General features: G+C 62.6%; 20 protein-coding genes and 1 tRNA gene. 11 read left to right on the plus strand and 10 right to left on the minus strand.

Annotated features, from left to right (window positions below; translation table 11 throughout):
- Positions 1 to 5 precede the first annotated feature (5 nt).
- From der to SPHS8_RS05905, 4 genes are all read left to right on the plus strand, one after another.
- Positions 6 to 1388, plus strand: coding sequence for a ribosome biogenesis GTPase Der (gene der / locus SPHS8_RS05890; RefSeq protein ID WP_097092021.1), 1383 nt, complete (start codon positions 6 to 8; stop codon positions 1386 to 1388).
- On the plus strand, positions 1375 to 1590 hold the full coding sequence (locus tag SPHS8_RS05895; RefSeq protein ID WP_201514654.1) for a sulfurtransferase TusA family protein: 216 nt from the start codon (positions 1375 to 1377) through the stop codon (positions 1588 to 1590). The genes der and SPHS8_RS05895 overlap by 14 nt, the downstream gene beginning before the upstream one ends.
- Before the next feature lie 82 nt (positions 1591 to 1672).
- Positions 1673 to 2113, plus strand: a complete 441-nt coding sequence (locus SPHS8_RS05900; protein ID WP_201514655.1) for an Hpt domain-containing protein — start codon at positions 1673 to 1675, stop codon at positions 2111 to 2113.
- A gap of 54 nt (positions 2114 to 2167) precedes the next feature.
- Positions 2168 to 3157 carry an LLM class flavin-dependent oxidoreductase gene (locus SPHS8_RS05905; RefSeq protein ID WP_201514887.1) on the plus strand — a complete coding sequence of 330 codons (990 nt, stop codon included), beginning with the start codon at positions 2168 to 2170 and terminating at the stop codon, positions 3155 to 3157.
- On the opposite strand, the gene SPHS8_RS05910 is transcribed toward SPHS8_RS05905, so the two are convergent.
- Positions 3150 to 4229 (minus strand): acyltransferase family protein, encoded by a 1080-nt coding sequence (locus SPHS8_RS05910; RefSeq protein WP_201514888.1) that lies wholly within the window; start codon positions 4227 to 4229, stop codon positions 3150 to 3152. The two genes, SPHS8_RS05905 and SPHS8_RS05910, sit on opposite strands and share 8 nt — an antisense overlap.
- A 239-nt stretch (positions 4230 to 4468) precedes the next feature.
- Here SPHS8_RS05910 and SPHS8_RS05915 point away from each other — a divergent pair, with 239 nt between their 5' ends.
- Positions 4469 to 6121 carry an ATP-binding protein gene (locus tag SPHS8_RS05915; RefSeq protein WP_201514656.1) on the plus strand — a complete coding sequence of 551 codons (1653 nt, stop codon included), beginning with the start codon at positions 4469 to 4471 and terminating at the stop codon, positions 6119 to 6121.
- A 3-nt stretch (positions 6122 to 6124) separates the two neighbouring features.
- Here the strand turns inward: SPHS8_RS05915 and SPHS8_RS05920 are convergent, their stop codons facing one another.
- From SPHS8_RS05920 to SPHS8_RS05940, 5 genes are all read right to left on the minus strand, one after another.
- The gene (locus SPHS8_RS05920) at positions 6125 to 7576 is read right to left on the minus strand and encodes an MATE family efflux transporter (RefSeq protein WP_201514657.1); all 1452 of its coding nucleotides are present in this window, start codon (positions 7574 to 7576) and stop codon (positions 6125 to 6127) included.
- A 39-nt stretch (positions 7577 to 7615) separates the two neighbouring features.
- Positions 7616 to 10315 (minus strand): valine--tRNA ligase, encoded by a 2700-nt coding sequence (locus SPHS8_RS05925; protein ID WP_201514658.1) that lies wholly within the window; start codon positions 10313 to 10315, stop codon positions 7616 to 7618.
- A gap of 108 nt (positions 10316 to 10423) precedes the next feature.
- Positions 10424 to 10900, minus strand: a complete 477-nt coding sequence (locus SPHS8_RS05930) for a DUF2497 domain-containing protein (RefSeq protein ID WP_201514659.1) — start codon at positions 10898 to 10900, stop codon at positions 10424 to 10426.
- Between the two features lie 17 nt (positions 10901 to 10917).
- Positions 10918 to 12387 (minus strand): TolC family outer membrane protein, encoded by a 1470-nt coding sequence (locus SPHS8_RS05935; RefSeq protein WP_201514660.1) that lies wholly within the window; start codon positions 12385 to 12387, stop codon positions 10918 to 10920.
- Positions 12388 to 12403: 16 nt separating this feature from the next.
- Entirely contained in the window at positions 12404 to 13036 is a 633-nt protein-coding gene (locus tag SPHS8_RS05940; protein WP_097092030.1) for a protein-L-isoaspartate O-methyltransferase family protein, read from the minus strand.
- A 189-nt stretch (positions 13037 to 13225) separates the two neighbouring features.
- Here SPHS8_RS05940 and SPHS8_RS05945 point away from each other — a divergent pair.
- Positions 13226 to 13299: transfer RNA gene (locus tag SPHS8_RS05945), tRNA-Cys, on the plus strand.
- A gap of 17 nt (positions 13300 to 13316) precedes the next feature.
- Here SPHS8_RS05945 and SPHS8_RS05950 read toward each other — a convergent pair.
- Positions 13317 to 14108 carry a sulfite exporter TauE/SafE family protein gene (locus SPHS8_RS05950; RefSeq protein WP_097092031.1) on the minus strand — a complete coding sequence of 264 codons (792 nt, stop codon included), beginning with the start codon at positions 14106 to 14108 and terminating at the stop codon, positions 13317 to 13319.
- Between the two features lie 164 nt (positions 14109 to 14272).
- On the opposite strand from SPHS8_RS05950, the gene SPHS8_RS05955 reads away from it, so the two are divergent.
- Complete coding sequence (locus tag SPHS8_RS05955; protein ID WP_097092032.1) at positions 14273 to 14947, plus strand: glutathione S-transferase family protein; 675 nt, start codon at positions 14273 to 14275, stop codon at positions 14945 to 14947.
- Positions 14948 to 15030: 83 nt separating this feature from the next.
- Here SPHS8_RS05955 and ndk read toward each other — a convergent pair whose 3' ends face one another.
- From ndk to SPHS8_RS05970, 3 genes are all read right to left on the minus strand, one after another.
- Positions 15031 to 15453 (minus strand): nucleoside-diphosphate kinase, encoded by a 423-nt coding sequence (ndk, locus tag SPHS8_RS05960; RefSeq protein WP_037461517.1) that lies wholly within the window; start codon positions 15451 to 15453, stop codon positions 15031 to 15033.
- A 91-nt stretch (positions 15454 to 15544) separates the two neighbouring features.
- Positions 15545 to 15982 carry a DNA polymerase III subunit chi gene (locus SPHS8_RS05965; RefSeq protein ID WP_201514661.1) on the minus strand — a complete coding sequence of 146 codons (438 nt, stop codon included), beginning with the start codon at positions 15980 to 15982 and terminating at the stop codon, positions 15545 to 15547.
- Positions 15982 to 17427, minus strand: a complete 1446-nt coding sequence (locus SPHS8_RS05970) for a leucyl aminopeptidase (RefSeq protein WP_201514662.1) — start codon at positions 17425 to 17427, stop codon at positions 15982 to 15984. The genes SPHS8_RS05965 and SPHS8_RS05970 overlap by 1 nt, the downstream gene beginning before the upstream one ends.
- Before the next feature lie 226 nt (positions 17428 to 17653).
- Between SPHS8_RS05970 and SPHS8_RS05975 the strand changes: the two genes are divergently transcribed.
- The 4 genes from SPHS8_RS05975 to rsmA all read left to right on the plus strand — a co-directional run bounded on the left by SPHS8_RS05975 (position 17654) and on the right by rsmA (position 23213).
- Positions 17654 to 19888 carry an LPS-assembly protein LptD gene (locus SPHS8_RS05975; protein ID WP_201514889.1) on the plus strand — a complete coding sequence of 745 codons (2235 nt, stop codon included), beginning with the start codon at positions 17654 to 17656 and terminating at the stop codon, positions 19886 to 19888.
- 86 nt (positions 19889 to 19974) lie between these two features.
- Entirely contained in the window at positions 19975 to 21363 is a 1389-nt protein-coding gene (locus tag SPHS8_RS05980; protein WP_201514663.1) for a peptidylprolyl isomerase, read from the plus strand.
- A complete protein-coding gene (gene pdxA / locus SPHS8_RS05985) occupies positions 21341 to 22378 on the plus strand; it encodes a 4-hydroxythreonine-4-phosphate dehydrogenase PdxA (protein ID WP_201514890.1) in 1038 nt (345 codons plus the stop codon). Before SPHS8_RS05980 ends, pdxA begins: the two co-directional genes overlap by 23 nt.
- The gene (gene rsmA, locus SPHS8_RS05990; protein WP_201514664.1) at positions 22368 to 23213 is read left to right on the plus strand and encodes a 16S rRNA (adenine(1518)-N(6)/adenine(1519)-N(6))-dimethyltransferase RsmA; all 846 of its coding nucleotides are present in this window, start codon (positions 22368 to 22370) and stop codon (positions 23211 to 23213) included. Before pdxA ends, rsmA begins: the two co-directional genes overlap by 11 nt.
- Positions 23214 to 23247 lie beyond the last annotated feature (34 nt).

Here is a 23247-nt window from a genome sequence, read left to right on the forward strand (position 1 = left end):
TCATCATGCTGCCCACAGTTGCCATTGTCGGGCGGCCCAATGTGGGCAAGTCCACCCTTTTCAACCGGCTCGTCGGCAAGAAGCTGGCGCTGGTCGATGACCAGCCCGGCGTCACGCGCGACCGGCGTGAAGGGCAGGCAAACCTGCTCGGTGTCGATTTCACCATCATCGACACGGCAGGCTATGAGGATGAAGATCCCCAGACCTTGCCCGGCCGCATGCGCATGCAGACGCAGGCTGCCGTTGAAAGCGCCGACGTCGCGCTGTTCCTCATGGACGCGCGCGCAGGCGTGACCCCGCTCGATGAGGAAATCGCCCGCTGGCTGCGCGAAGGTGACGCGCCTGTCGTGCTGGTCGCCAACAAGGCGGAAGGCAGAACGGGTGCCGACGGCGTCATGGAAGCCTTCAGCCTGGGCCTTGGCGAGCCTGTCCCGCTGTCGGCCGAACATGGCCAGGGCATGGCCGACCTCTTCCAGGCGCTCCTCCCGTATATCGACCGCGAGGAAGAGGAAGAAGACGAGGAGGCCGAACCGAGCGAGGCAGACCTTGAGGCCGCCCCCCTCAAGCTCGCGATCGTGGGCCGCCCCAACGCCGGCAAATCGACCCTCATCAACCGCTTGCTGGGTGAAAATCGTCTGTTGACCGGCCCTGAAGCAGGCATCACCCGAGACAGCATCGCGGTCGACTGGGCCTGGACCGATCCTCGCGATGAGGATGCCGACCCGCGCCCTGTCCGCCTGATCGACACCGCCGGTATGCGCAAGCGCGCCAAGGTGCAGGACAAGCTTGAAAAGCTCGCTGTTTCGGACGGTCTGAACGCTGTGAACTTCGCCGAAGTCGTCGTGCTTCTGCTCGATTCCACGCGTGGTCTTGAGGCGCAGGACCTGCGCATCGCTGACAAAGTGCTTGAGGAAGGCCGCGCCCTCGTCGTCGCGCTCAATAAGTGGGACACGGTGGAAAATGGCTCGGCCCTCTATCAGGGCATCAAGCAGGCGCTTTCTGACGGACTCGCGCAAATTCGCGGCGTTCCTATCATGACCGTCTCCGGCGCGACCGGAAAAGGCCTGGATGATCTCATCCGCGTCGCCTTCGAAACGCGCACCGCCTGGTCGCAACGTGTGTCCACCGGCATTCTCAACCGCTGGTTCGAACGCGCGCTGGAAGCCAATCCTCCTCCGGCCCCTGGCGGCAAGCGGATCAAGCTGCGCTACATCACGCAGAACAAGACTCGCCCTCCTACGTTCGTGCTGTTCGGCACGCGTCTGGACGAACTGCCGGAAAGCTACCGGCGCTATCTCGTCAACGGCATCCGGAAGGAGCTGGGCTTCGGCGCCGTTCCGGTGCGCCTGACGTTGCGTAGCGCGCGCAATCCTTATGCCAACAAATGATCCGGTGCATGTGAATGCCAGGGGAATGAAATGCCCCTGGCCTGCCCTGCGTGCCGCCCGGGCCATGCGGTCAGCCGATTTGGTGACGGTAGAAGCGGACGATCCCAACGCCGCCCGCGAACTGGAGGCGTTGACCCGGCAGCATGGTTGGGGCTTTGCCGAAACCGCTCCGGACCGGTTCGAATTGTCGCGCAATTCCTGAAGCTTGCCCGGTTCTGACGCTACGGCTTAACCTGCTGTTTACGCACCCCTTCTATCGTGAAGGTGAAAGAGGGAGTGACACCGTGTCATATCAAGAGGCAGAACTGGTCAACCAGCCCGATCTGGCCAAGTCCAGAGCGGAACTGGGCAGCGCATTTGTTCGTATCCTGAGCTACTTTCGCGAAGATGGCGAAAAAGCCATCAGCGCCATCGAGCAGGCCATACGCGAACGCAACGCCATCGCTCTTGTCACTCCGGCTCACACGCTGAAGGGCGAATCAGCCCAATTCGGCGCCCATCGGCTGAGCGGCATGGCCGAACGGATCGAAATGGTCGCGCGGCGCTGTGTCGAGAGCCACGAAGGACCTGACGAATTGATCGAAGTCGTCGTCGCTCTGCGGCCTTGCTTTACCGAAACCATGTCCATCCTCGATCGTGACTCCAATCCGCTGGTAGCCCGTCGCCCCGCCACTTTCGGCCGTCGCGCCGATAGCCCATCGGCAGGTTTTGGCCGCATGGCCTGATCGGCTGCATATCGCGTATTGAAATAAAACGGATCAGCGCCCCATATGCAGGCGATGATCCGTTTTTCCGTTCTGGACCTTGTCCCCGTCATTGAAGGAAGCAGCGTTGGCGAGGCTCTCTCCAACGCAGCCGCTTTCGCCGCACACGCCGAAAATCTCGGCTTTCATCGCTATTGGGTGGCCGAACATCATGGCATGCCCGGCATCGCCTCTGCTGCAACCTCGGTTGTGCTGGCCCATATCGGACAGGCGACATCCACGATCCGCATAGGCTCCGGCGGCATCATGCTGCCCAACCATGCGCCTTTGCTGATAGCCGAGCAGTTCGGCACGCTTGCGGCCCTTTTCCCCGGCCGTGTCGATCTTGGACTGGGCCGCGCGCCGGGGTCCGACCAGCGGGTGGCTCAAGCCATGCGGCGCACACTTACCGGCGGTCCGGATGAGTTCCCCCGCGATGTGATGGAATTACAGGCCTATTTTGCGGGCGACGCACGGCTTGGTTTTCAAGCGACGCCGGGCTCTGGCGAAAATGTGCCGCTCTGGATCCTGGGCTCCAGCCTGTATGGCGCTCAACTCGCTGCCGCGCTGGGCCTGCCCTACGCCTTCGCTTCTCATTTCGCTCCGGGGGCGCTTGATGAAGCGATCGCTGTTTACCGGCGGGACTTCAGGCCCTCGGCCCAACTCGACCGTCCCTATGTGATGGCAGGCTATAATGTCTTCGCAGCCGACAGCATGGAAGAGGCGCGGCTGCTCGCCACGTCCATGCAGCAGGGGTTCGTGCGTCTGCGCACCGGCCAACCTGGCAAGCTGCAACCGCCTGTGCCCGGCTATTTCGAAAGCCTGCCGCCCGGTGCGCAGGCCATGTTGTCGGACGTCCTCAGCGCCACGACGATCGGGACGCAGGACAAGGTGGAGCAGGATCTCGCCGCCTTCATCGATCGTACCGGCGTGGACGAGTTGATCCTTGGCGGCCAAATCCATGATTTTGAAGCACGCAAACGCAGCCTGGAGATCGCCATGGCCGCCGCCAAGGCAATCAACTGAGTGCTGGCGCCCCTTGCAACCGCCCGCCGCTCAACAGCTTGGCAAGACCCGGCCAGGCCCGGCTGAGCAGCGATCCCAGCAACAGCACGGCCACCAGCACCAATAGCGGCTGGATCAACAGGTAAGCCGGATAGAAGGGCGATCCAAGCTTTCCGAACAATGCGCCCAGCACGGGACCCCCTAGCCAGATCAGGATGAGATGTGAGCAGAAGATGAGGAAGGCGAACGGCTCGACCCTCAACAATATGCCACGTAGAGGGCTCGCGGCCAGCGCCCAGGACAGCCGCCAGAAGCAGGTAGCAGCCGCGACACGCACCGCCAGGTCGAGCATCGCAACGCCGATGGCGGCTCCCTGCACGGGTTTCAGGGAGAAATGAAGCTGCACCGTCATGAGGAGGAGAAAGGGCGTCGCCGCCGCGATCCAACCTAGTGCAGCAACCCGTTCGGCAAGGCCCGCACGACGCGCGATCATACCGATGACGAAGAAGAACAGGATTGCCGGGCGCATCAGGATCGGCGGCCCCCAGCCCGCAATCTGAGCAACCGCAGCCAACATGGCCACGCCCATCAGCAAGCGGCTAGGAAGGCGGATCAGCAGCGGCGCGAGGACCATGCACAGAAACAGGTCCCGCAGGAAAGGCATCTGCACATTGATGTCGGGATTGCGGCTGACGATGAACAGTTCCTGGAACAGCCAGTCGAACGAAACCGGCACGGGAGCCGACAGCCCGAGAGACCAGGCCGCGCCGGACACCAGCAGGATGCCCAGGCCATTCCACAAGATCATCGGTAGCAGGATCGTTCGCGACTTTTGCAGGACATGGCGAAACCAGTTCTGCGTTCGGGATGATCCGCCCACCAACCAGCCCGAAATGACGCCCAGCAACGGCACGGCGCTGCGGCCGAATATCTCCATCAGCAGCCACCTGAGATTTTCTTGGGGCGTACCCCGGGCAATCTCCAGATCATGCCCGTTAAGGCCCGTCCAGGCATGAACATAGACCACACCCAAGATGCAAATCACGCGCGCTATGGCAATCGCATCGGATCGACGCCCCGCGTCGGCCGTCATCAATTGGGTCAAAGGCAAATCCTGAACATACGGCAATTGCGAACCCGATACGCATAGCCAACGATTCGGACCAGAGCGGAAGGCATCCTCTCACGGCAGAAGGTGGCGATAGCGGGGCCGAAGGGTAGCAAAGACCGCTCTTCAAGCCTTTTGGATAAGCCATTTCTTTACCTCTCCATGGCTAAAACGGCGCACCAAATTCCGGCCGCTTGCGCCGGGCACAAATTTCAGGGGGGCGTATGAGCCACATGCCAGGAGCTGCCGAATTCACGCATGGCCATACGCAGCCTACGTCTGGTGCTGCTATCGGAGCGGTGTTCCAGATCGCCGGTTCCAGTTCCAAGGTGCTGATCGACGCAGCTTCCATGGCAGCGCTGGCGCATGACCATGATCCTTGCACGGCGATGGCGGGGCAGGTCGGCAGTCAGGTCAAGATGCGCGTAGGCAATGCATGGTTGATCGCCAGCGTACGCTCGATGACGCTCGACCGGCAGGACAATGGTCTCATCATCGCCGATATCGACTTCCTTGGAGAAGGGGATGAGGACGATGTCACCGGGCAGATCCACCATTTCCGCCGTGGCGTAACCCGCTATCCGGCGCCAGGCACGGAAATATTCGCCGTCTCGAGCGCCGACATGCAGCAGATCTACGCCGCTGATGACCGGCCACATGTGCAGATCGGCACGGTCTATCCCACCACCGATACGCGCGCCGCGCTGTATGTAGACTCCATGCTGGGCAAGCATTTCGCGCTGCTGGGATCGACCGGCACCGGCAAATCGACAAGCGCCGCCCTCATCCTCCACAGGATTTGCGACCTGTCGCCCGAAGGCCATATCGTGATGGTCGATCCGCACGGCGAATATGGCGCAGCCTTTGCCCAGAATGGCGCGGTATTCGACGTTGGCAATCTTGCGCTGCCCTATTGGCTGATGAATTTCGAAGAGCATTGCGAGGTGTTCGTCACCTCCGAGGGGTCTGACCGCACGGTCGATTGCGACATCCTGGCCAAATGCCTGCTCGCCGCGCGGCAGAAGAACCGGTTGGCGGAAAGCCTTGGCCGCCTGACGGTAGACTCGCCCATTCCCTATCTTCTGTCCGATCTCACCAACATTCTGCAGAACGAGATGGGGAAGCTCGACAAGGGCACGGGCGCCCTCCCCTATATGCGGCTCAAAACCAAGGTCGACGAGATCAAGGCCGACCCGCGATACAGCTTCATGTTCTCCGGAATGCTCGTCGCGGACACGATGCAGGAATTTCTGGCGAAGATCTTTCGTCTGCCATCCGGCGGGAAACCCATCTCGATCATCGACGTATCCGCCATGCCTTCCGACATCACATCCGTGGTCGTGTCGGTGCTGTCGCGGCTGGTGTTCGACTATGCGATCTGGGCGCGTGACGAGGCCCAGAGGCCTATCCTTCTCGTGTGTGAAGAGGCGCACCGCTACATTCCCAGCACCACGACGGGTAACGGCCAGGCGGTCCGCCGCATCCTGGAACGCATCGCAAAGGAAGGCCGCAAATACGGCGTGTCGCTAGGCCTTATCACGCAGCGTCCCTCCGACCTTGCCGAAGGCGTGCTGTCGCAATGCGGCACGATCATCTCCATGCGCCTCAACAATGATCGAGATCAGGCATTTGTGAGGGCCGCAATGCCCGAAGGCGCGCGCGGCTTCCTTGATTCCATCCCGGCCTTGCGCAATCGGGAAGCAATCATATGCGGCGAAGGCGTCGCCGTGCCGATCCGCGTTGCGCTCGACAATCTGGAAGAAGAACGGCGCCCTGCGTCGGGCGACCCGAGCTTCACAAACCTGTGGCGCCAGTCTGGCGGGGAAGCCGACATCCTCGACCGCACCATCACCCGCTGGCGCAGCCAGGGCCGCTGATCGTCAACCGGCAGGTGCGAACCGGCCTGCAGGCTCACTCTCGGCATTGACGCTTTCCCGGCATTCTTCCTCATGCACCGGGACGAGCAGCTTCGCCTTGCGCCAGCCGCCAAGCAGATAAGTGATCCCGGCGATCAGGAAAGACGATCCCGAACTCACCGGGAAGCTCAACCATAATGCATCAGCGCCCAGATAGGGGTAGGCGAAGTAATAGAAGCCAAGCCTCACGCCAAAAAGCGTGATGACGAGGATGATCAGCGGCCTCCCGACCACGCCATTGGCCCGCATGACGCCGAACAGGATCATGGTCGAACCGAATAGCAGGAAGCTCCACGTCGCCAGCAACTGCATGTTCCAGGCGGCATCGATGGCTGCCCTGTTGTCACCAAGGAAAAGCGACAGCAAAGGCGCATGGAACAGGAGGATGATGCCGATCATCGCGCCGGTGATCAGCAGCAGATAGCCAAGGCCATAAGCTGTGATCCGGCCAATCCTGTCCCAGCGGTTCGCACCGATGTTCTGAGCCGCCATTGCGCTGACCGCTGCGCCCATCGCCATCGCTGGCATCTGCAAATAGGTCCATATCTGCTGCGCAGCGCCATAGGCGGCCGTCACGATAAAACCTTCGCGATTGACGAGGCCGATGATCATCAGGCCGACCGCCGACATGACGATCATCTGCAAACCCATGGGCAGTCCCTTGCCCAGCAGGATGCGCAACTGGTCCGGAGCGGGCACCAGATAGCCAAGCTCCCGTCCCCGCAGCCGGAGCGGCAAATCCTTGACATAGACATAGACGACCAGGCCCAGCAGGCTGACGATCCCCGCCACCGCGGTCGCCGCAGCCGATCCGCCGATCCCCATCGCCGGAATTGGTCCCAGCCCCAGAATGAACAGCGGATTGAGCACCAGATCGATGATCACGCTCACGAACATGAAGATGAGTGGCGTGCGCGCGTCGCCAGCCCCCCTTAACCCCATCATCATCATGACGCTGATCAGCGTTGCCGGCATGGCGATGAAAATCACGCGCAGATAGACCAGCGCCATGTCGAACGCTTCTACCGGCGTTCCCAACAAGCGCAGCATCGCGGGCGAGAAAGCCCACCCAGCCGCAGCCACGACAATGCCCAATATGGTGCAGAAACCAGTAGCCGAGCCGAACGACCGGCGTGCGGCATCCATGTCACCGCGCCCCGCCGCTTGCGCAATCACCACCGTGGACGCCATGCCGAAGCCAAACACGATGGAAAACATCAGGAACATCGTGATGTTTGCATTGGCCGTGGCAGCAAGAGCCTGCGCCCCCAGAAACCGGCCAACCCAGATGGCGTTGATCGATCCGTTCAGCGACTGGAGCACATTGGACGCCAGGGTAGGTATGGCGAACAACAGCAAAGACGACGCGATAGGTCCGTTTACCAGGTCTCTCGCTTCGCGCTTTCCTGCCGCCATTCTCCGCCCCTCCCATGATGTCGCCACATCAGTAACAGATCAGGCGAGGCGATCCAGCGCAGCCGCCAGCCTTTCCGCTTCTGCGGCTTTTTCCGCATGATCCTCCCGCGCTTTCGCAACGGCTTCGGGCTTCGCTTTTTCCACGAAGCTCGGATTGGCAAGACGCCCCGACAGCGAATCCCGTTCCTTTTCCGCTGCGGCCAATGCCTTGGCGAGGCGTGACTTTTCCGCTTCGATGTCGATCACGCCTTCCAGCGGCAGGATGAATGTCGCTTCGTCCACAACGATCTGCGCCGCGCCGCCGGTGACGGCATTGCCGAAGGAAAGGCTTTCGACGCGCCCCAGCCGGGCCAGCGCAGCGCCCTGCCTGTCGATGCGGCGGCGCGTCTCATCCGATGCATCGTGAACGACCACAGCCAGCTTGGCGCCCGGTGGTACGTTCAATTCGGTGCGCGCGGTGCGCATCGCGCTGATCAGGCGGATGAGCCAGTCAATCTCCGCCTGCGCCTCGCTATCGACGGCGTAGAGCGCCTGCGGCCAACGGGCGACGATCAGTTCGGTCTCGCGCGTGCCTGTTAGGTTCCACAGCTCTTCCGTGATGAAGGGCATGAAGGGATGCAGCATGACCAGGATCTGGTCGAATGCCCAGCCTGCGACCGCTTTCGTCTCCGCATCCATCGATCCCTTGGTGAGTTCGATATACCAGTCGCAAAACTGGTCCCACACGAAGTGATAGATGGCGTTCGCCGCCGCATCGAAGCGCAACTCATTCATCGCGGTATCGATCGCTTGGACCGTCGCCACGGTTTCGGCGATGATCCACCGATTGACAGGCGCTTGCGGCTGGGGCGCCTCATGCGAGGCCGATGCGGTGACGCCATTGGACTGAAGGAAGCGCGCTGCGTTCCACAGCTTCGTCGCGAAGTTGCGATAGCCCTCGACCCGCTTCTCATCCATCTTCACGTCACGGCCCTGGCTTTCCATGGCTGCCATGAAGAAGCGAAGCGCGTCCGCGCCGAACTTGTCGATCAAGCCGAGCGGATCGACGACATTGCCCTTGGACTTGGACATTTTCTGCCCGTCCGCCGCGCGCACCAGTCCGTGAAGGTAGAGCTTGCGCCACGGCACATCGCCCATGAACTCCATTCCCTGCATTGCCATGCGCGCATCCCAGAAGAACAGGATGTCGAACCCGGAAATGAGCAGGTCGTTTGGATAATGGCGGGCCAGCGTCTCGCTCTGCTCAGGCCAGCCCAGCGTGCCGAACGGCCAAAGCGCGGAGGAGAACCATGTATCCAGCACGTCGGGATCGCGGGTCAGCGCCTTGTTGCCGGCGAGGGCCTGCGCCTCCTCCTCGCTCTCGGCGACATAGGGATTGCCATCCTCATCATACCATGCCGGAATCTGATGCCCCCACCAAAGCTGGCGCGAGACGCACCAGGGCTGGATATTCTCCATCCAGTTGAAGAAGGTTTTTTCCCAGCTTTTGGGCACGATCTCGATCCGCCCGTCGCGCACGGCCTGCATGGGCGCCTGCGCCAGCTTTTCGGCATCGACATACCATTGGTCGGTCAGCCAAGGTTCGATCACTACGCCCGACCGGTCGCCGAACGGCGTCTGGATGGTGCGTGGCTCAGCGTCGGAAAGGACTTCCTCGCTTTCCCTGTTCTTGGAAACATGCGGGACCAGCAGGCCCAGCGCCTTCATTTCAGCGACGACCAATTCGCGCGCGCCATCCACCCCATCGCGGCGGAAGCGATGCTGGCCAAGGAACCGCTCAGGGATCAGGCCATCCGCCGTCTGCACGACATTGGCGTCGGCATCGAACATGTTCAGCATCTCGGCCGCACGGAAGCCCGCCCGCTTGCCGACTTCGAAGTCATTGAAATCATGTCCCGGCGTGATCTTGACCGCGCCTGATCCCAGTTCGGGATCCGCATGCTCATCGCCCACGATCTTGAAGCGGCGCCCGGTAATCGGCTGGAGGATATCCCTGCCGATCACGTCCTTGTAGCGCGGGTCCTCGGGATGCACAGCGACCGCCATATCCGCCAGCATCGTCTCAGGCCGCGTCGTCGCGACGACGATATGATCCGCGCCATCGGCGAGCTTCACGCCGTCAGCCAGCGGATAGCGGAAATGCCAGAAGCCGCCCTTCACTTCCTGCGTCTCGACCTCAAGGTCGGAGATTGCCGAGCGAAAGCGCGGGTCCCAGTTTACCAGCCGCTTGTCGCGATACAGCAGCCCGCGCTTGTGCAGTTCCACGAACACCTTGACGACAGCCTTCGAAAAGCCCTCATCCATGGTGAAGCGCTCATTGGCCCAGTCCATCGAGCAGCCCAGGCGTCGAAGCTGGCGGGTGATCGCCCCGCCGCTCTCGGCCTTCCACTCCCAGACCTTGTCGATGAACTGCTCGCGCGTGTAATTGGTGCGCTTGTCCTGCCGCGCCTCCATCTGCCGCTCGACCACCATCTGGGTTGCGATGCCCGCATGATCGGTGCCCACGACCCACAGTGCATCCTTGCCCCGCAACCGCTCGTAGCGGATGACGATGTCCTGCAACGTATTGTCGAGCGCATGGCCGATGTGCAGGCTACCTGTCACGTTCGGCGGCGGGTTGACGATGGTGAAGGGCTCGGCGGTAGGCCGCTCGGGGCGGAACAGCCCCTTCTGCTCCCAATGGGCGTACCAGCGGGATTCGATTTCAGCGGAGTCGAAGGTCTTGGGCAGTTCGGTCATGGGATGGCGCCTTAATGCCCCTTCCCCGACCATTCCAGCGCTTTTACCAGATCGCCCCAGCCAGCGCCGGAGCGGATGTGGCGATGAGGAAGCAGCGGTGCTTCCGGTTCAGCGGCCCGTGATCCGCGCGATTTCCTTCGCCACCATTTCCTCAACCAGCGCCGGAAGACGGGCGTCCAGCCATTCCTTCAGCATCGGCTTCAGCATCGACCGCACCAGGCCATCCAGCGTATTGTCTTCGCCTTCCTTTGGCGTCACCAACATGGACGACAGGGTCGAGAGGGAATGGCGCGCCGCCACCTCGCTTTCGACGGAAAGGATGGAATTGTCATCCCCAGCCAGTTCGACTCGCGGGGCGTCAGCAGTCTTGTGGGCAGGCATCGGCTCCTCCGCTCCAAGCTCGTCAGTCAATTCCAGCACTTCTTCGACAGCCGGGTCGGCGGTTTGGGCGGCCTGCTTGGATGACGTGTCGGACTTGCCACGGCGCGACACCGCCTGCGCGGCCTCCTCGCCTTCCTCCGCAATGATGCGCTTGATGGACGAGAGGATGTCCTCCATCGAGGGTTCCTTGCTCATGTCACCCATCAAAAGCCCCTGTTAACCTAAGGTTGCTGCGCCAACCCAGCAGGCACATTGGCATTTTGTGCAGGCGTGTCAACGGTTCTAGTCGCTTGGGAACGGGGCGCGGGGTCGAAATCCCAATCGAACCACTTGCCCTTGACGCGCTCATAATTAACCATGGGGTTGTAGAGCGCGCCGGTTTCCAGGTTCAGGTCATCCGCTTCCGCATGCCCCATCGCTGCGAGCAGGCTGAAGCCTGCCACATAAGCGTTGCGGCGCGCCGACACGAGCTGGACCCGGGCATTGAGCGCTTCCTGTTCGGCATTCAATATGTCCAGGATGGTCCGGCTGCCCACGGAATTTTCTGCCCGCACACCTTCCAGCGACAGGTTGGCTGCTTCCACGGCCTTCTGGTTGGACTCGATGCTCTGCACTGAAGCTTGCCAGCTTGCGTAAGCGGACCGGGTCTGCGCGATGACGTTCCGCTCCACCTCGATCTCTTGCTCGATCGACTGAGATTGCAGCGCCTGGCTTTGCCGCACCTGTGCTCCGGGGCGGCCGCCCTGATAGAGAGGAAGACGCAAGGTCGCGCCCGCTACTGCCTGTTTGTTGACCTGCGATACATCAGGCTGCCCTTGGACACTGCTCAACGATCCCAGATAATGCGTGTAGCTGCCCTGCGCAAAGCCTGAGAGTGTCGGAAGCACAGCCGCCTTCGCCACCCGCACGTCATATCCGGCCGCTTCGCGTGCCTTACGCGCGGCGGCGAGATCAGGATTGTCGGCCAGCGCTACCTGCACCGCTGTCTCGGGTGCATTGGGAAGACCGGGGAGCGGCGGCGGCGGCTCCAGATTGTCCGGAACAGCACCCACCAGCGCTATGTAATTTTCGCGGCTGTTGATCAGGTTAGCTTGCGCCGTCTGCAAATCGGCCCTTGCCAACGCCAGCCGCGATTCCGATTGGGCGACGTCCGTCCGCGTAAGGTCGCCCACCTCGAACCGATCGCTCGTCGCCTGCAGATTGACGCCGAGCGCGCTTACATTAGCCAAGTTGAGCGAAACGATGGCGCTGTCGCGGATGACATTCATATAAGCACCGACAACCTGCGAAAAGATCGATGCTTCCGTTCCGCGCAGATTGGCTTGTCCAGCCTGCACGCGAACCTTGGCCGCCTTCACCCCGTTCCGAACCGCCCCACCCTGATAGATTGGCACGTTGATGGTCGCTGTGCCCGCGAGCGATCGGTCCGGCGCAAGAAAAGCCTGGGCAGGCTTGACCAGCAGTTCCTGGAATTCGGCGGTCGTGGCGAGATCAGGCCGTCCATCCGCTTTTCGGATCGGCACATTCTCATCGGTCGCGCGCTGCTGGGCCCGCGCCCCGGTGAGCGTCGGATTATATTGGTATGCCTTCGCCAACGCGCCCTGCAGCGTCTCGGCCTGTGCACTGCCAGCATTCAGGAGCAGCAGACCCGTGGCAGCGGAGCACCGAAGAATCACCTGCTTTGCGGTCATGACGCCCCCAGGTCGGTTAAAAGACAAATCGCTCCGGCGCAGCAAAACCGGGCAGAACTACCATCTCCAGGTCGGTCAGGCTGACAAGACCGAGGACGCCGGATACCACGCGGCCGCTGCACAGGCGCGTGACACCGCGCTCAACCAGACCCGTCACGACGCGCGCGCCATCGGCTAGTTGCGCGATCAGCGCAGCGGGCACTTCCTGCACCGCCCCGTCGATGAACAGGATGTCGTACGGCGCACCGTCGGGCGCTCCCGCTGCCAGCGGACCACGGACGATGGTAGCGCCCTCCGCCGCCAATTGCGGACCATCTTCAGCCTCTACCGCTGTCACCTTCGCACCCAGGGCGGCAAGCAGCGCTGCGCTATATCCCGTCGCAGCGCCGATCAGAAGGACGCGGTCGCCCTGCTCCACCTGTGCTTCCTTCAGCAAGCGGCCGGTAGCGAGCGGCGGATTGAGGGCGCGCCCGTTAGCCAGGGGAATCGAACGATCAACATAAGCCATCGCGCGTCGTTCCGAAGGCACGAAGTCTTCCCGTGGCACACGGGCCATTGCGGCAATCACGCGCTGATCATCGACATCGCTGGTGCGAAGCTGGCTTTCGACCATTGCGGCCCGCATCGATGAAAAATTCTGCTCGGTCACGATACTACCTCGATTGGCACAACTGTATTGGCATGACAATACAGCGCTGACATTATCGGGACCTCTAGATCACGGGACAAGCCACGCCAAGCGGCTTTCAGTGCGCGGAGATGATAATCTTGGTCTCGGCGGTCACCCGCCCGCTTGACTTTGGATCAAAAGCCGCACATTTGCGGCCACCCACGCCGAGGCCCGATGGCGGAGTGGTTACGCAGAGGACTGCAAATCCTTGCACGCCGGTTCGATTCCGGCTCGGGCCTCCAAAGCGCTCAGCTTTTGCTCAGGCGATGAGTCGCCAGCCCACCAGGACCAGGATGATTGCCAACAGCGGCTGAAGCACGCGATCCGACGCGCGCGTGGCAAGCAATGACCCGATGATGATGCCGGGGACCGATCCGATCAGCAGGTTGAAGAGCAGCGTGCCGTTCACATTGCCGATCCACAAATGGCCCAGCCCCGCTGCCAGGGTAAGCGGCACGGCATGGACGATGTCCGTCGCCACCAATCGCTGCAGCCGCATGCGAAGGGGATAAAGCGCGAGAAGCAACGTCGCGCCGATCGCTCCGGCACCGACCGATGTCAGTGTCACCATTGCACCCAGCAGCGCGCCCGCGGCGACGGTCAGCGCGGGCTGCCAGCGCATGAAGCGGTCCGCCGTACCGACGCGACGGGCCAGCGCCCAGCGGTGAAAACGCCCACGCAGCAGGGTCGCTATCGCCGTCGCGATCAGCACCCCGCCCAAGGCGTTCGTGACGATACCGCTCTTGATCTGCTGAACATGGGTCTGGGAAAGGATGAGCAGCGTTATGAGCGCGGCGGGAAGGCTGCCGAAACAAAGGCGCTTCACCACTTCATAATCGGGCCCGCCATCCGGTCCGCCATGACGGTGATGGATCGCGCCGCCCACCGATTTGGTTATCGCCGCAAACCAGAGGTCGGTGCCCACCGCCGTGGCAGGAGCGACGCCGAACAGCAGGATGAGGATCGGCGCCATCAGCGATCCTCCGCCGACGCCAGTCATGCCGACCATGATTCCCACGAACAGGCCCGCTACACCATGCAGCCAGTCCATAATCCCCCTACTCCGGCATTCAACTCGCCTCGCGCCATACGACGAGCCCCATGATGCAGCCAAGCCCCGCACGTGGGATTTTCTACCAATAATATAGAAAGTGAGTCAGATGCGCCGCCCGGTAGCTCTCGACTTCCCTTCCTTCGGCCGTCTAAAGAAGGGCGATGATGAAGCTATTCATAGGCAATAAGGCATATTCCAGTTGGTCCCTGCGCGGCTGGCTCGCCTGTAAGCTCAGCGGATTGCCGTTCGAGGAAGTCGTGGTTCCGCTTTACGACGAAGCTTGGGAAAAACGGCGCGAGGGCGACGAATTCGCCCCCTCCTCGGGCAAGGTCCCCATTTTGTGGGACGGTGACGACACGGTCGTCTGGGATAGCATGGCAATCATCGAATATCTGAACGAGAAAACGGGCGGAGACAAATTCTGGCCGACGGATACCGCCGCTCGCGCGATGGCCCGGTCGATGGCGGCGGAGATGCATTCCAGCTTTGCCGCGCTGCGCCGCGAGCACAGCATGAACATCCGGCAGATCTATGACGCCGTTCAGCCCTCTGAAGCAGTCGCGCAGGATATTGCGCGCATCATGCAGCTGTGGGCGCAAGCGCGCGCCCGCTATGGCGGCACGGGCGATTTCCTCTTCGGCGAATTCAGCGCCGCAGACGTGATGTTCGCGCCGGTCGTCACGCGCTTTATCACGTACCAACTCCCGGTCGCGCGCTTCGCCGAAGCCTATATGCAGGCGGTTATCGCACATCCCTGGATGCAGGAATGGATCGGTGGCGCGCAGGCTGAGGAATGGGTGATCGACCGATTCGAAGCGCCGCCGCTCTCAAACTGACCGCCCGTCGCCAAGCTCAGTCCAAAAAGAAAAGGGCCGGCAAGCACGCGCTACCGGCCCTTTTTCATAAATGATCTGGCAGATCAGCCGACGATTTCTTCCGGCTTGAAGAAATAGGCGATCTCGATCGCGGCATTTTCCTCGCTGTCCGAACCATGGACAGAGTTCGCTTCGATCGACTCGGCATATTCCTTGCGGATCGTGCCTTCGTCGGCGTTAGCCGGATTGGTGGCGCCCATGATATCGCGGTTGCGCTTCACGGCGTCTTCGCCTTCCAGAACCTGGACGACGACCGGGCCGGAAATCATGAAGGCGACCAGATCGGCGAAGAAAGGGCGTTCCTTGTGAACGGCATAGAAGCCTTCAGCCTGTTCGCGGCTCATGCGGATGCGCTTGGATGCGACGACGCGCAGGCCCGCTTCTTCCAGCTTCTTGGTCACGGCCCCGGTCAGGTTGCGGCGCGTGGCGTCAGGCTTGATGATCGAAAAGGTGCGGGTTACGGCCATGAGGCTCAAAAGCTCCGGATGGTTGGAATTGGCGCGCCCTTTAGACCGCGCCGCCCCGCACCGCAAGGGGGCGTCGACGAGCCCTTCCTGCCTAGGGTCCTTGCACCCATTTCCCCTGATCCTGCCGCCAGAAGCGAGGCGTCACCCCTTCCCGCTTCGACAAGGCACGCCAGCTTTGCCGCGCGCCTTCAACAGTCAGCGAATCGAAGAAGTAGAAGGCGCGCTCGAACTCCAACGCTTCTTCACGCCAGAGCCCATCGGCAATCGCGATATGCCGGGCGCCATTGGCGGCGCTGCAATCCTGACCTAAGAGAACGGGCTGAACGGCCTCCGCCCGCTCTCCTGCGCGGCCGTGGGCCAGAAAGCTTTCAGGCGGACCGTTCCACAGGCCCGCCGAGATTCGGTCCAGCGCCGCCTCATCCTGCGCAACTACCAGCAGCCGTTCACCAAGGCCGAGCACGCGTGCCGCTATGGCAGGCAGCACCCGGTCCACGGGATCGCGGCTGAGCTGGTAGAAATCGACCTGCATCAGCCTTCGTACTTGTCCGCCACCAGCTGGTCGATCAGGCGCACTCCATAGCCGGTCGCGCCCTTGTCCCAGGTGGCACCCGGCTTGTCGGCCCAGACCATGCCCGCAATGTCCAGATGCGCCCACTTCACCCCATCATCGACGAAACGCTTGATGAATTGAGCCGCCGTGATCGAACCGGCATAGCGCGCGCCCATATTTTTCATGTCGGCGATCGGGCTGTCGATCAGCTTGTTGTAAGCATCGCCAAGCGGGAAACGCCACAACTGGTCGCCCGCCGCCTTGCCCGCAGCGATCAGATCTTCAGCCAGCCCTTCATCATTGGCGAACAGCCCCGCATATTGATCGCCAAGCGCGACGATCATTGCGCCGGTCAGCGTCGCCAGATCAATGATGACCTCAGGCGCATAGGTCTTCTGTGCCCAGGTGATGACGTCGCACAGCACCAGGCGGCCTTCCGCATCGGTGTTGATGACCTCGATCGTCTGCCCGGACATGGAGGTGACGATGTCGCCCGGCCTCTGCGCATTGCCGTCAGGCATATTCTCGACAAGGCCGCAGATGCCGACGACGCGCGCCTTCGCCTTGCGCCCCGCCAGCGCCTTCATCGCGCCCGCGACGGCGCCAGCGCCGCCCATATCCCATTTCATGTCTTCCATGCCCGCGCCGGGCTTCAATGAAATGCCGCCAGTGTCGAACGTAACGCCCTTGCCCACGAACACGACAGGCTTGCCGCCCGCGCCATTCGTGCCATCCCACTCCATCGCGAGCAGACGCGGTTCACGCACCGACCCCTGCGCCACGCCGAGCAGCGCACCCATGCCGAGTTCCGCCATCGCGGCCTTGTCGAGCACGCTGATCTTGACGCCCAATTGCTCCAGATGGCGGCAGCGTTCGACGAAGCTTTCCGGATAGAGGATATTGGCGGGCTCGGACACGAGTTCGCGGGCGAAGGCCACGCCGTCGGCAATCGCCGAAAGCCGCTGCCACTCCGCATCCGCGCCGTCCGCGACGATCGACAATTTCGTCAATGTCGGCTTCGCCTTTTCCGGCTGCCGTGTGCGGTAGGTGTCAATCCGCCAGCCCCGCAGCAGGGCGCCCAATGCGAAATGAGCGGCCTTGTCGCCACTTGCGCCGCCGAAGAACTCCACCGCCGCATGGCTCGCGCCGCTTGTGAGCAGGCGCGCCGTCAACGCGGCTCCCGCGCGTTCGAAGTCGGTCTCGCTTCCGCCGCCAGTGCCCACCAGAACGATACGCAGCACCTTGCCGCCTTCTTCAGCGAAACTTTCAAAGCTGCCGCCTGCCTCACCAGTGAAGCGCGCCGCCGCCGCGCCCGCCGCCAAAGTCGCTGCCGCAGAGATCGGCAACGCATCGAAGCCGCCCTTGGGAACGGCAAAGACCAGGGTGTCGGCGTCCGGACGCACCGGGGCGAATGCGATTTCCATCAAGGGTCCTTCTATGTGCTTTGTGATCGTGGGGCGCTACTAAGCGCTCCATGCCAGATAATGTCGCTTCCTCCATCTGGCAAAGCCGTTCGACCGATTTCCCGTAAAAGAAGCGTGACGAAAGATTGCGGCGCGCGCAAAGCAGTGCGATAGGCGGGCAACGAAGCGCCCCTGAAGAGGCACGATCCCCTTGCAGAATTTCTCCCATACCTCGCGTCTGAAACATATGCTGGCGGCAAGCGCGGCCACGGCCTGCCTGGCTGTGATCCCCCATGCTCTCGCGCAGGACCTGCAAACTCCGCAGGCGACCATCGGCGCGCCGGATGCCCCCGTGCCAACCAGCGACGAACAGATCGGCTTTTCCGCCGACGCGCTTGAATATGACAGCAATACGGAGATTGTGACGGCCAGCGGCAATGTGCAATTGCTGCGGCAGGGCAACCGGCTGCGCGCGGACACCGTGGTGTGGAACCGCACGACCGGCCAGGTGGAAGCGCGCGGCAATGTCTCGGCGACCGATCCCGAAGGCAACATCGCTTACGGCGATCGCTTTCAGGTCACAGACACGCTGAAGGACGGAACCGTCGAGAATATGCTGCTCGTCCTCCAGTCAGGCGGCAGGCTTGCGGCCGTGCAGGGCGTTCGGGTGAACGGCGTCTACACGCTGCACAAGGCCGCTTATACCGGTTGCAGCGTGGAGGACAGCGATGGCTGTCCCAAGGAACCCACCTGGCAGATCAAGGCGGTGAAGGTCGTATATGACCCGGTCGCCGCGCGGGTGCGATATCGTAATGCCAGCGTGGAAATATTCGGCCTGCCGCTCATCCCTCTGCCCGGCTTTTCGCACCCCGTCGGCGGCACGGGAGGCACGGGGCTGCTGGTGCCGAACCTCCGCTATGACCGGAACAATGGCATCGAAGTCGCCCTGCCCTATTATATCAAGCTGGCGCCAAACCGCGATCTGACGATCACGCCGCATATCTATTCCAAGACGCTGCCGATGCTGGAGGCGAATTTCCGCCACCGCTGGGACCGGGGCGCTTATCAGATCACCGGCTACGCGACCCACGCGCGGCGCATCGACGCCAGTAGTTCCCTTCCCACGGCGACGGGCCCTGTCGGATCCGAAAGGGACTTCCGCGGCTATCTGGATGCCAGCGGCGCCATGCAGCTGACGCCGGAATGGAGCGTAAATGGATCGCTTCGCGTAGCAAGCGACCGCACCTTCCTCCGCCGCTATGACATCAGCCGCGACGACCGGCTGCGTTCGACCCTCGGCGCACAACGCATCGGCGAGAACAGCTATTTCTCGATCGCCGGCTGGGCCGTCCAGACCTTGCGCCTTGGCGATTCTCAAGGGCAGACGCCGATCGCCCTGCCCGTCATCGACTATCGCCTGCGCCTTCTCGATCCGCTGCTTGGCGGCCGCATTCAGCTTCAGGCGAACAGCCTTGCCATTACCCGCACGCATGGCGAGGATACCCAGCGCGCCTTTGCCGCCTTCGAATGGAACCTGCGCAAGCTGACGGGCATGGGGCAGGAGGTGAATTTCACCACCTATCTGCGCGGCGACGTCTACCACAGCAGCGACAATGACCTGAACAGCATTGCGCGCTATGCCGGCGATCCAGGCTGGCAGGCACGCGGCATCGCAGCGGCTGCGATCGATGTCCGCTGGCCCTTCATGGGTGAAGCCTTTGGCGGCGTGCAGCGTATCGCTCCCCGCGTGCAGATCGTCGCCGCACCGAAGCTGGCGAACCTGTCCGTCCCCAACGAAGATGCGCGCGCCATCGACCTGGAAGACAGCAACCTGTTCGCGCTCAACCGCTTCGCCGGATATGACCGGTTCGAAGATTCGACCCGGATCACCTATGGGCTGGAATACAGCCTTTCGCTCCCCGGCTTTTCATTGGAAAGTGTGGTCGGCCAAAGCTATCGGCTCAACAATCGCGAAAGCATCCTGCCCGACGGCACCGGACTTTCCGACCGCATGTCCGATATCGTCGGCCGCACCACCGTCCGCTTCCGTGATTTCGTCAGCCTCATCCATCGCTTTCGCCTGGATAAGGACGAGTTGGCCGTCCGCCGCAACGAAATCGATGCCACCGTGGGAAGCCGCAAGACCTACGTGATGGTCGGCTATCTCCGGCTCAACCGCAACGCCGCGCCGGGCCTTGAGGATCTTCAGGACCGTGAGGAACTGCGCTTTGGCGGGCGCGTGCAGTTCGCGCGCTTCTGGTCGGTGTTCGGCTCCACGGTCGTCAACCTGACCGACAGAAAGGAAGATCCGCTGAGCGCGTCCGACGGCTACGAACCCGTCCGCCATCGCCTCGGCGTCGCCTATGAGGACGACTGTCTGACGCTCGGGCTGACCTGGCGGCGGGATTATCTGGCCGCTGGCGACGCGCGAAAGGGCAACAGCTTCCAACTACGGCTGGCTTTTCGGAATATCGGCATATAAGGATCAGCCTCCGCCCCTCCGCTCAGGACCGGTTAAGGCGGACCGTCGCATCAGGCGACGGACCGTAATGGAGAGTTTTCCCGACGATGCAGCCTGTCGTTCCCATGCCTTCCCGCCTTGGACAATCCCTTCGGGCCAGCGCGCGCGCCCTGCTCCTGTCCTCGATCCTCATGGGGTCGTTCGCCAACACCCTCACCGCGCAGACCGTCAACGACGATGATAGCGGCGTCGCGGCACAACAGCTGAAGCTGCCCAAGGACGTGACCGTCTTCGGCAAGAATGACCCCAATGTCCGCAAGGCGACGGCCATCGTCAACGGCCGCATCATCACCGGCACGGACGTGGACCAGCGCCTCGCGCTCATCATCGCCGCCAATGGTGGCAAGGTTTCGCCCGAAGAGCGGGAGCGTCTGCGGGTACAGGTGCTGCGCAACCTGATCGACGAAACGCTTCAGATTCAGGAAGCGGCCGCCCACGACATCAGGATCGACAAGGCGGAGGTCGACCAGAGCTATGAAAGGGTCGCGGCCAATTTCCGCCAGTCACCCGCCCAGTTCGACCAATATCTGCGGGCTCAGGGCAGCGCGCCCGCCAGCATCAGGCGCCAGATCGAAGGCGAACTGGCATGGAGCCGCCTGCTCCGCCGCAACATCCAGCCTTTCGTCAATGTCTCGGCCGATGAGGTGAAATCCGTCGTCGATCGCATGAACGCGGCCAAGGGCAGCGATGAATATCGGATCGGTGAGATCTACCTGTCCGCGACGCCGGAAAATCAGGCCCAGATCGTCTCCAACGCCCGCAACATCATCGAACAGATCAAGCAGGGCGGCAGCTTCGCCGCCTATGCGCGGCAATTTTCGGAGGCATCGACCGCAGCGGTCGGTGGCGACCTTGGCTGGGTCCGCCCCGCGCAGCTGCCCGACGAACTCGCCAAGGCTGCCAATGAAATGCAGGTGGGGCAGCTTGCCGGGCCGATCCCCGTTCCGGGCGGCGTCTCCGTCATCTATGTCATGGACAAGCGCAAGGTGCTGACCGCCGATCCGCGCGATTCCCTGCTCAGCCTCAAGCAGCTGTCGATCAGTTTCCCCGCAGGCACCACCAAGGAGCAAGCCAGCGCCCGGGCCGCGAGCTTCGCCGCGCAGACCAAGGCGCTCAAAGGATGCGGCCAGGCCAATGAACTGGGCGGCAAGATCGGTGCCGATGTCGTCGACAATGACAATGTGAAAGTCCGTGACCTTCCCCCGCAGTTGCAGGACATCCTTCTTGGCCTGCAGGTCGGTGAAGCCACGCCGCCCTTCGGTTCGGTCAACGACGGCGTGCGCGTGCTGGTCGTCTGCGGCCGCGACGAAGCAAGCGGCGCCGCAGCACCGAATGCGGAACAGATCATGGCACAGCTGGAGGAAGAACGGGTCAACAAGCGCGCCCGCATCTATCTGCGTGACCTTCGCCGCGATGCCGTCATCGACTATAACTGATCCAGCCCCGGCTCGTTCGGAGCTTGCGCCCTTTGCCGTACCGCTGGGCGACCCGGCGGGCATAGGTCCTGAAATCGTCGCAAAAAGCTGGGTGATGCGCAAAGCACGCGGATTGCCCAGCTTCTTCGCGGTGGGCGATGCCGCTTCCTTGCGCCGGGTCTGGGCTGGCCCTGTCGCCCCCATCGCTACGCCTCAGGAAGCCGTGGCACTGTTTGACTCCGCTCTGCCGTGCCTCCAGGTCGCTGACGCTGGCGACATCGTGCCAGGTTCCCCCAGCGTCGATGGCGCGCGCACCGCATTCCAGGCGCTGGAGGCGGCCGTGGGTCTCGCCCGCACCGGATCCGCCGCCGGGATCGTCACCGCTCCGGTCGGCAAGGAACAGCTTTACGGTGTCGGCTTCACCCATCCCGGCCAGACCGAATTCGTCGCGGAACGCTGTGGCGTCGCACCTCACAATGCCGTGATGATGCTCGCCGGGCCGTCGCTGAAGGTCGTGCCCGTCACCATCCACATTCCGCTTGCCGACGTGCCTTCCGTCCTCACGATCGACCTGATCCGCGCCCGCGCGACCACCACGGTCAAGGGACTGCAACGCAACTTCGGCATTCCCCGCCCCCGCATTGTCGTCGCTGGCCTCAACCCCCATGCTGGCGAAGGTGGGGCGCTAGGCCGGGAAGAAATAGAGATCATTAGCCCCGCAATCGACTCCCTTCGTGAGGAAGGCATGGATATAGTCGGCCCCCTCTCCGCCGACGGCCTTTTCCATGCGCGTGCCCGTGAGACCTACGATGCGGTGCTGTGCATGTATCATGACCAAGCGCTGATCCCGCTCAAAACGCTGCATTTCGATGAAGGCGTCAACATCACGCTGGGTCTCCCGATCGTGCGCACCTCCCCCGATCATGGAACGGCCTTCGGCATCGCAGGGAAGGACAGCGCAAACCCCGGCGCGATGATGGCTGCGTTGAAGATGGCGGCGGAAGCGGCCCGGTCGCGACTTTCCCATGGCCTCTGACCCACGGCCTGTCCTGCCGCCGCTGCGCGAAGTCATCGCCGCGCACGGCCTGCAAGCGAGCAAGGCGCTCGGACAGAATTTCCTGCTCGACGAACAACTGCTCGACCGCATTGCGGCCATTCCAGGCCCGCTAAAGGATCAACCGGCGTTCGAAGTGGGTCCAGGCCCCGGCGGCCTCACGCGCGCGATCCTGCGGGCAGGCGCGCGGCTGGTGGCGGTGGAGCGCGACGATCGATGCCTCCCTGCGCTCGCGGAACTGTCGGACAGCTTCCCTGGCCAATTGCGGATCATTTCCGGCGACGCCATGCAGGTGGATGCACAGGCCGAAGCTGGCACTGGCGCCCACATCATCGCGAACCTCCCCTATAATGTCGGCACGGCCCTGCTGGTCGGCTGGCTCTCGGCGCCTTGGGAGCCGCTCCCCTGGTGGTCATCACTTACGCTCATGTTCCAGATGGAGGTGGCCGAACGCATCGTCGCGAAGCCGGGCGGCGACCATTATGGCCGCTTGGCCGTTCTGTCGCAGTGGCGTAGCGAGGCCCGCATCGCCATGAAGGTCCACCGCAGCGCCTTCACGCCGCCGCCCAAGGTCATGTCAGCCGTCGTTCACATCACCCCCAAGCCCTCGCCGGAGGGCGTGGAGCTGAAGCAACTCGAACGCCTCACCGCCGCCGCATTCGGCCAACGCCGCAAGATGCTCCGCCAAAGCCTGAAGAGCGTGCCCGGCGCGCTGGATGCGCTTGGACAGATCGGCATAGACTCACAAAGACGCGCCGAAACTGTGAGCGTCGAGGAGTTCGTGGCTCTAGCCCGTCTGATGAGCGAGCGATCCTAGAGCTTCGTTTTTCTCGAACTCAACGAACATGGAG

Origin of the sequence: Sphingobium sp. S6, from assembly GCF_905120495.1 — a bacterium.
GTDB classification, from domain to species: Bacteria; Pseudomonadota; Alphaproteobacteria; order Sphingomonadales; family Sphingomonadaceae; genus Sphingobium; species Sphingobium agri.

What these genes read in the sequence shown, in the direction of transcription:
- SPHS8_RS05895 (WP_201514654.1), top strand. Translation starts at nt 1,375, where the DNA reads ATGCCAACAAATGATCCGGTGCATGTGAATGCCAGGGGAATGAAATGC.
- rsmA (WP_201514664.1), top strand. Translation starts at nt 22,368, where the DNA reads ATGGCCTCTGACCCACGGCCTGTCCTGCCGCCGCTGCGCGAAGTCATC.
- SPHS8_RS05905 (WP_201514887.1), top strand. Translation starts at nt 2,168, where the DNA reads ATGATCCGTTTTTCCGTTCTGGACCTTGTCCCCGTCATTGAAGGAAGC.
- SPHS8_RS05970 (WP_201514662.1), bottom strand. Translation starts at nt 17,427, where the DNA reads ATGGAAATCGCATTCGCCCCGGTGCGTCCGGACGCCGACACCCTGGTC.
- SPHS8_RS05920 (WP_201514657.1), bottom strand. Translation starts at nt 7,576, where the DNA reads ATGGCGGCAGGAAAGCGCGAAGCGAGAGACCTGGTAAACGGACCTATC.
- SPHS8_RS05965 (WP_201514661.1), bottom strand. Translation starts at nt 15,982, where the DNA reads ATGCAGGTCGATTTCTACCAGCTCAGCCGCGATCCCGTGGACCGGGTG.
- SPHS8_RS05950 (WP_097092031.1), bottom strand. Translation starts at nt 14,108, where the DNA reads ATGGACTGGCTGCATGGTGTAGCGGGCCTGTTCGTGGGAATCATGGTC.
- ndk (WP_037461517.1), bottom strand. Translation starts at nt 15,453, where the DNA reads ATGGCCGTAACCCGCACCTTTTCGATCATCAAGCCTGACGCCACGCGC.
- SPHS8_RS05975 (WP_201514889.1), top strand. Translation starts at nt 17,654, where the DNA reads ATGCTGGCGGCAAGCGCGGCCACGGCCTGCCTGGCTGTGATCCCCCAT.
- SPHS8_RS05915 (WP_201514656.1), top strand. Translation starts at nt 4,469, where the DNA reads ATGAGCCACATGCCAGGAGCTGCCGAATTCACGCATGGCCATACGCAG.
- SPHS8_RS05910 (WP_201514888.1), bottom strand. Translation starts at nt 4,229, where the DNA reads ATGACGGCCGACGCGGGGCGTCGATCCGATGCGATTGCCATAGCGCGC.
- SPHS8_RS05930 (WP_201514659.1), bottom strand. Translation starts at nt 10,900, where the DNA reads ATGGGTGACATGAGCAAGGAACCCTCGATGGAGGACATCCTCTCGTCC.
- SPHS8_RS05925 (WP_201514658.1), bottom strand. Translation starts at nt 10,315, where the DNA reads ATGACCGAACTGCCCAAGACCTTCGACTCCGCTGAAATCGAATCCCGC.
- der (WP_097092021.1), top strand. Translation starts at nt 6, where the DNA reads ATGCTGCCCACAGTTGCCATTGTCGGGCGGCCCAATGTGGGCAAGTCC.
- pdxA (WP_201514890.1), top strand. Translation starts at nt 21,341, where the DNA reads ATGCCGTCATCGACTATAACTGATCCAGCCCCGGCTCGTTCGGAGCTT.
- SPHS8_RS05955 (WP_097092032.1), top strand. Translation starts at nt 14,273, where the DNA reads ATGATGAAGCTATTCATAGGCAATAAGGCATATTCCAGTTGGTCCCTG.
- SPHS8_RS05935 (WP_201514660.1), bottom strand. Translation starts at nt 12,387, where the DNA reads ATGACCGCAAAGCAGGTGATTCTTCGGTGCTCCGCTGCCACGGGTCTG.
- SPHS8_RS05980 (WP_201514663.1), top strand. Translation starts at nt 19,975, where the DNA reads ATGCAGCCTGTCGTTCCCATGCCTTCCCGCCTTGGACAATCCCTTCGG.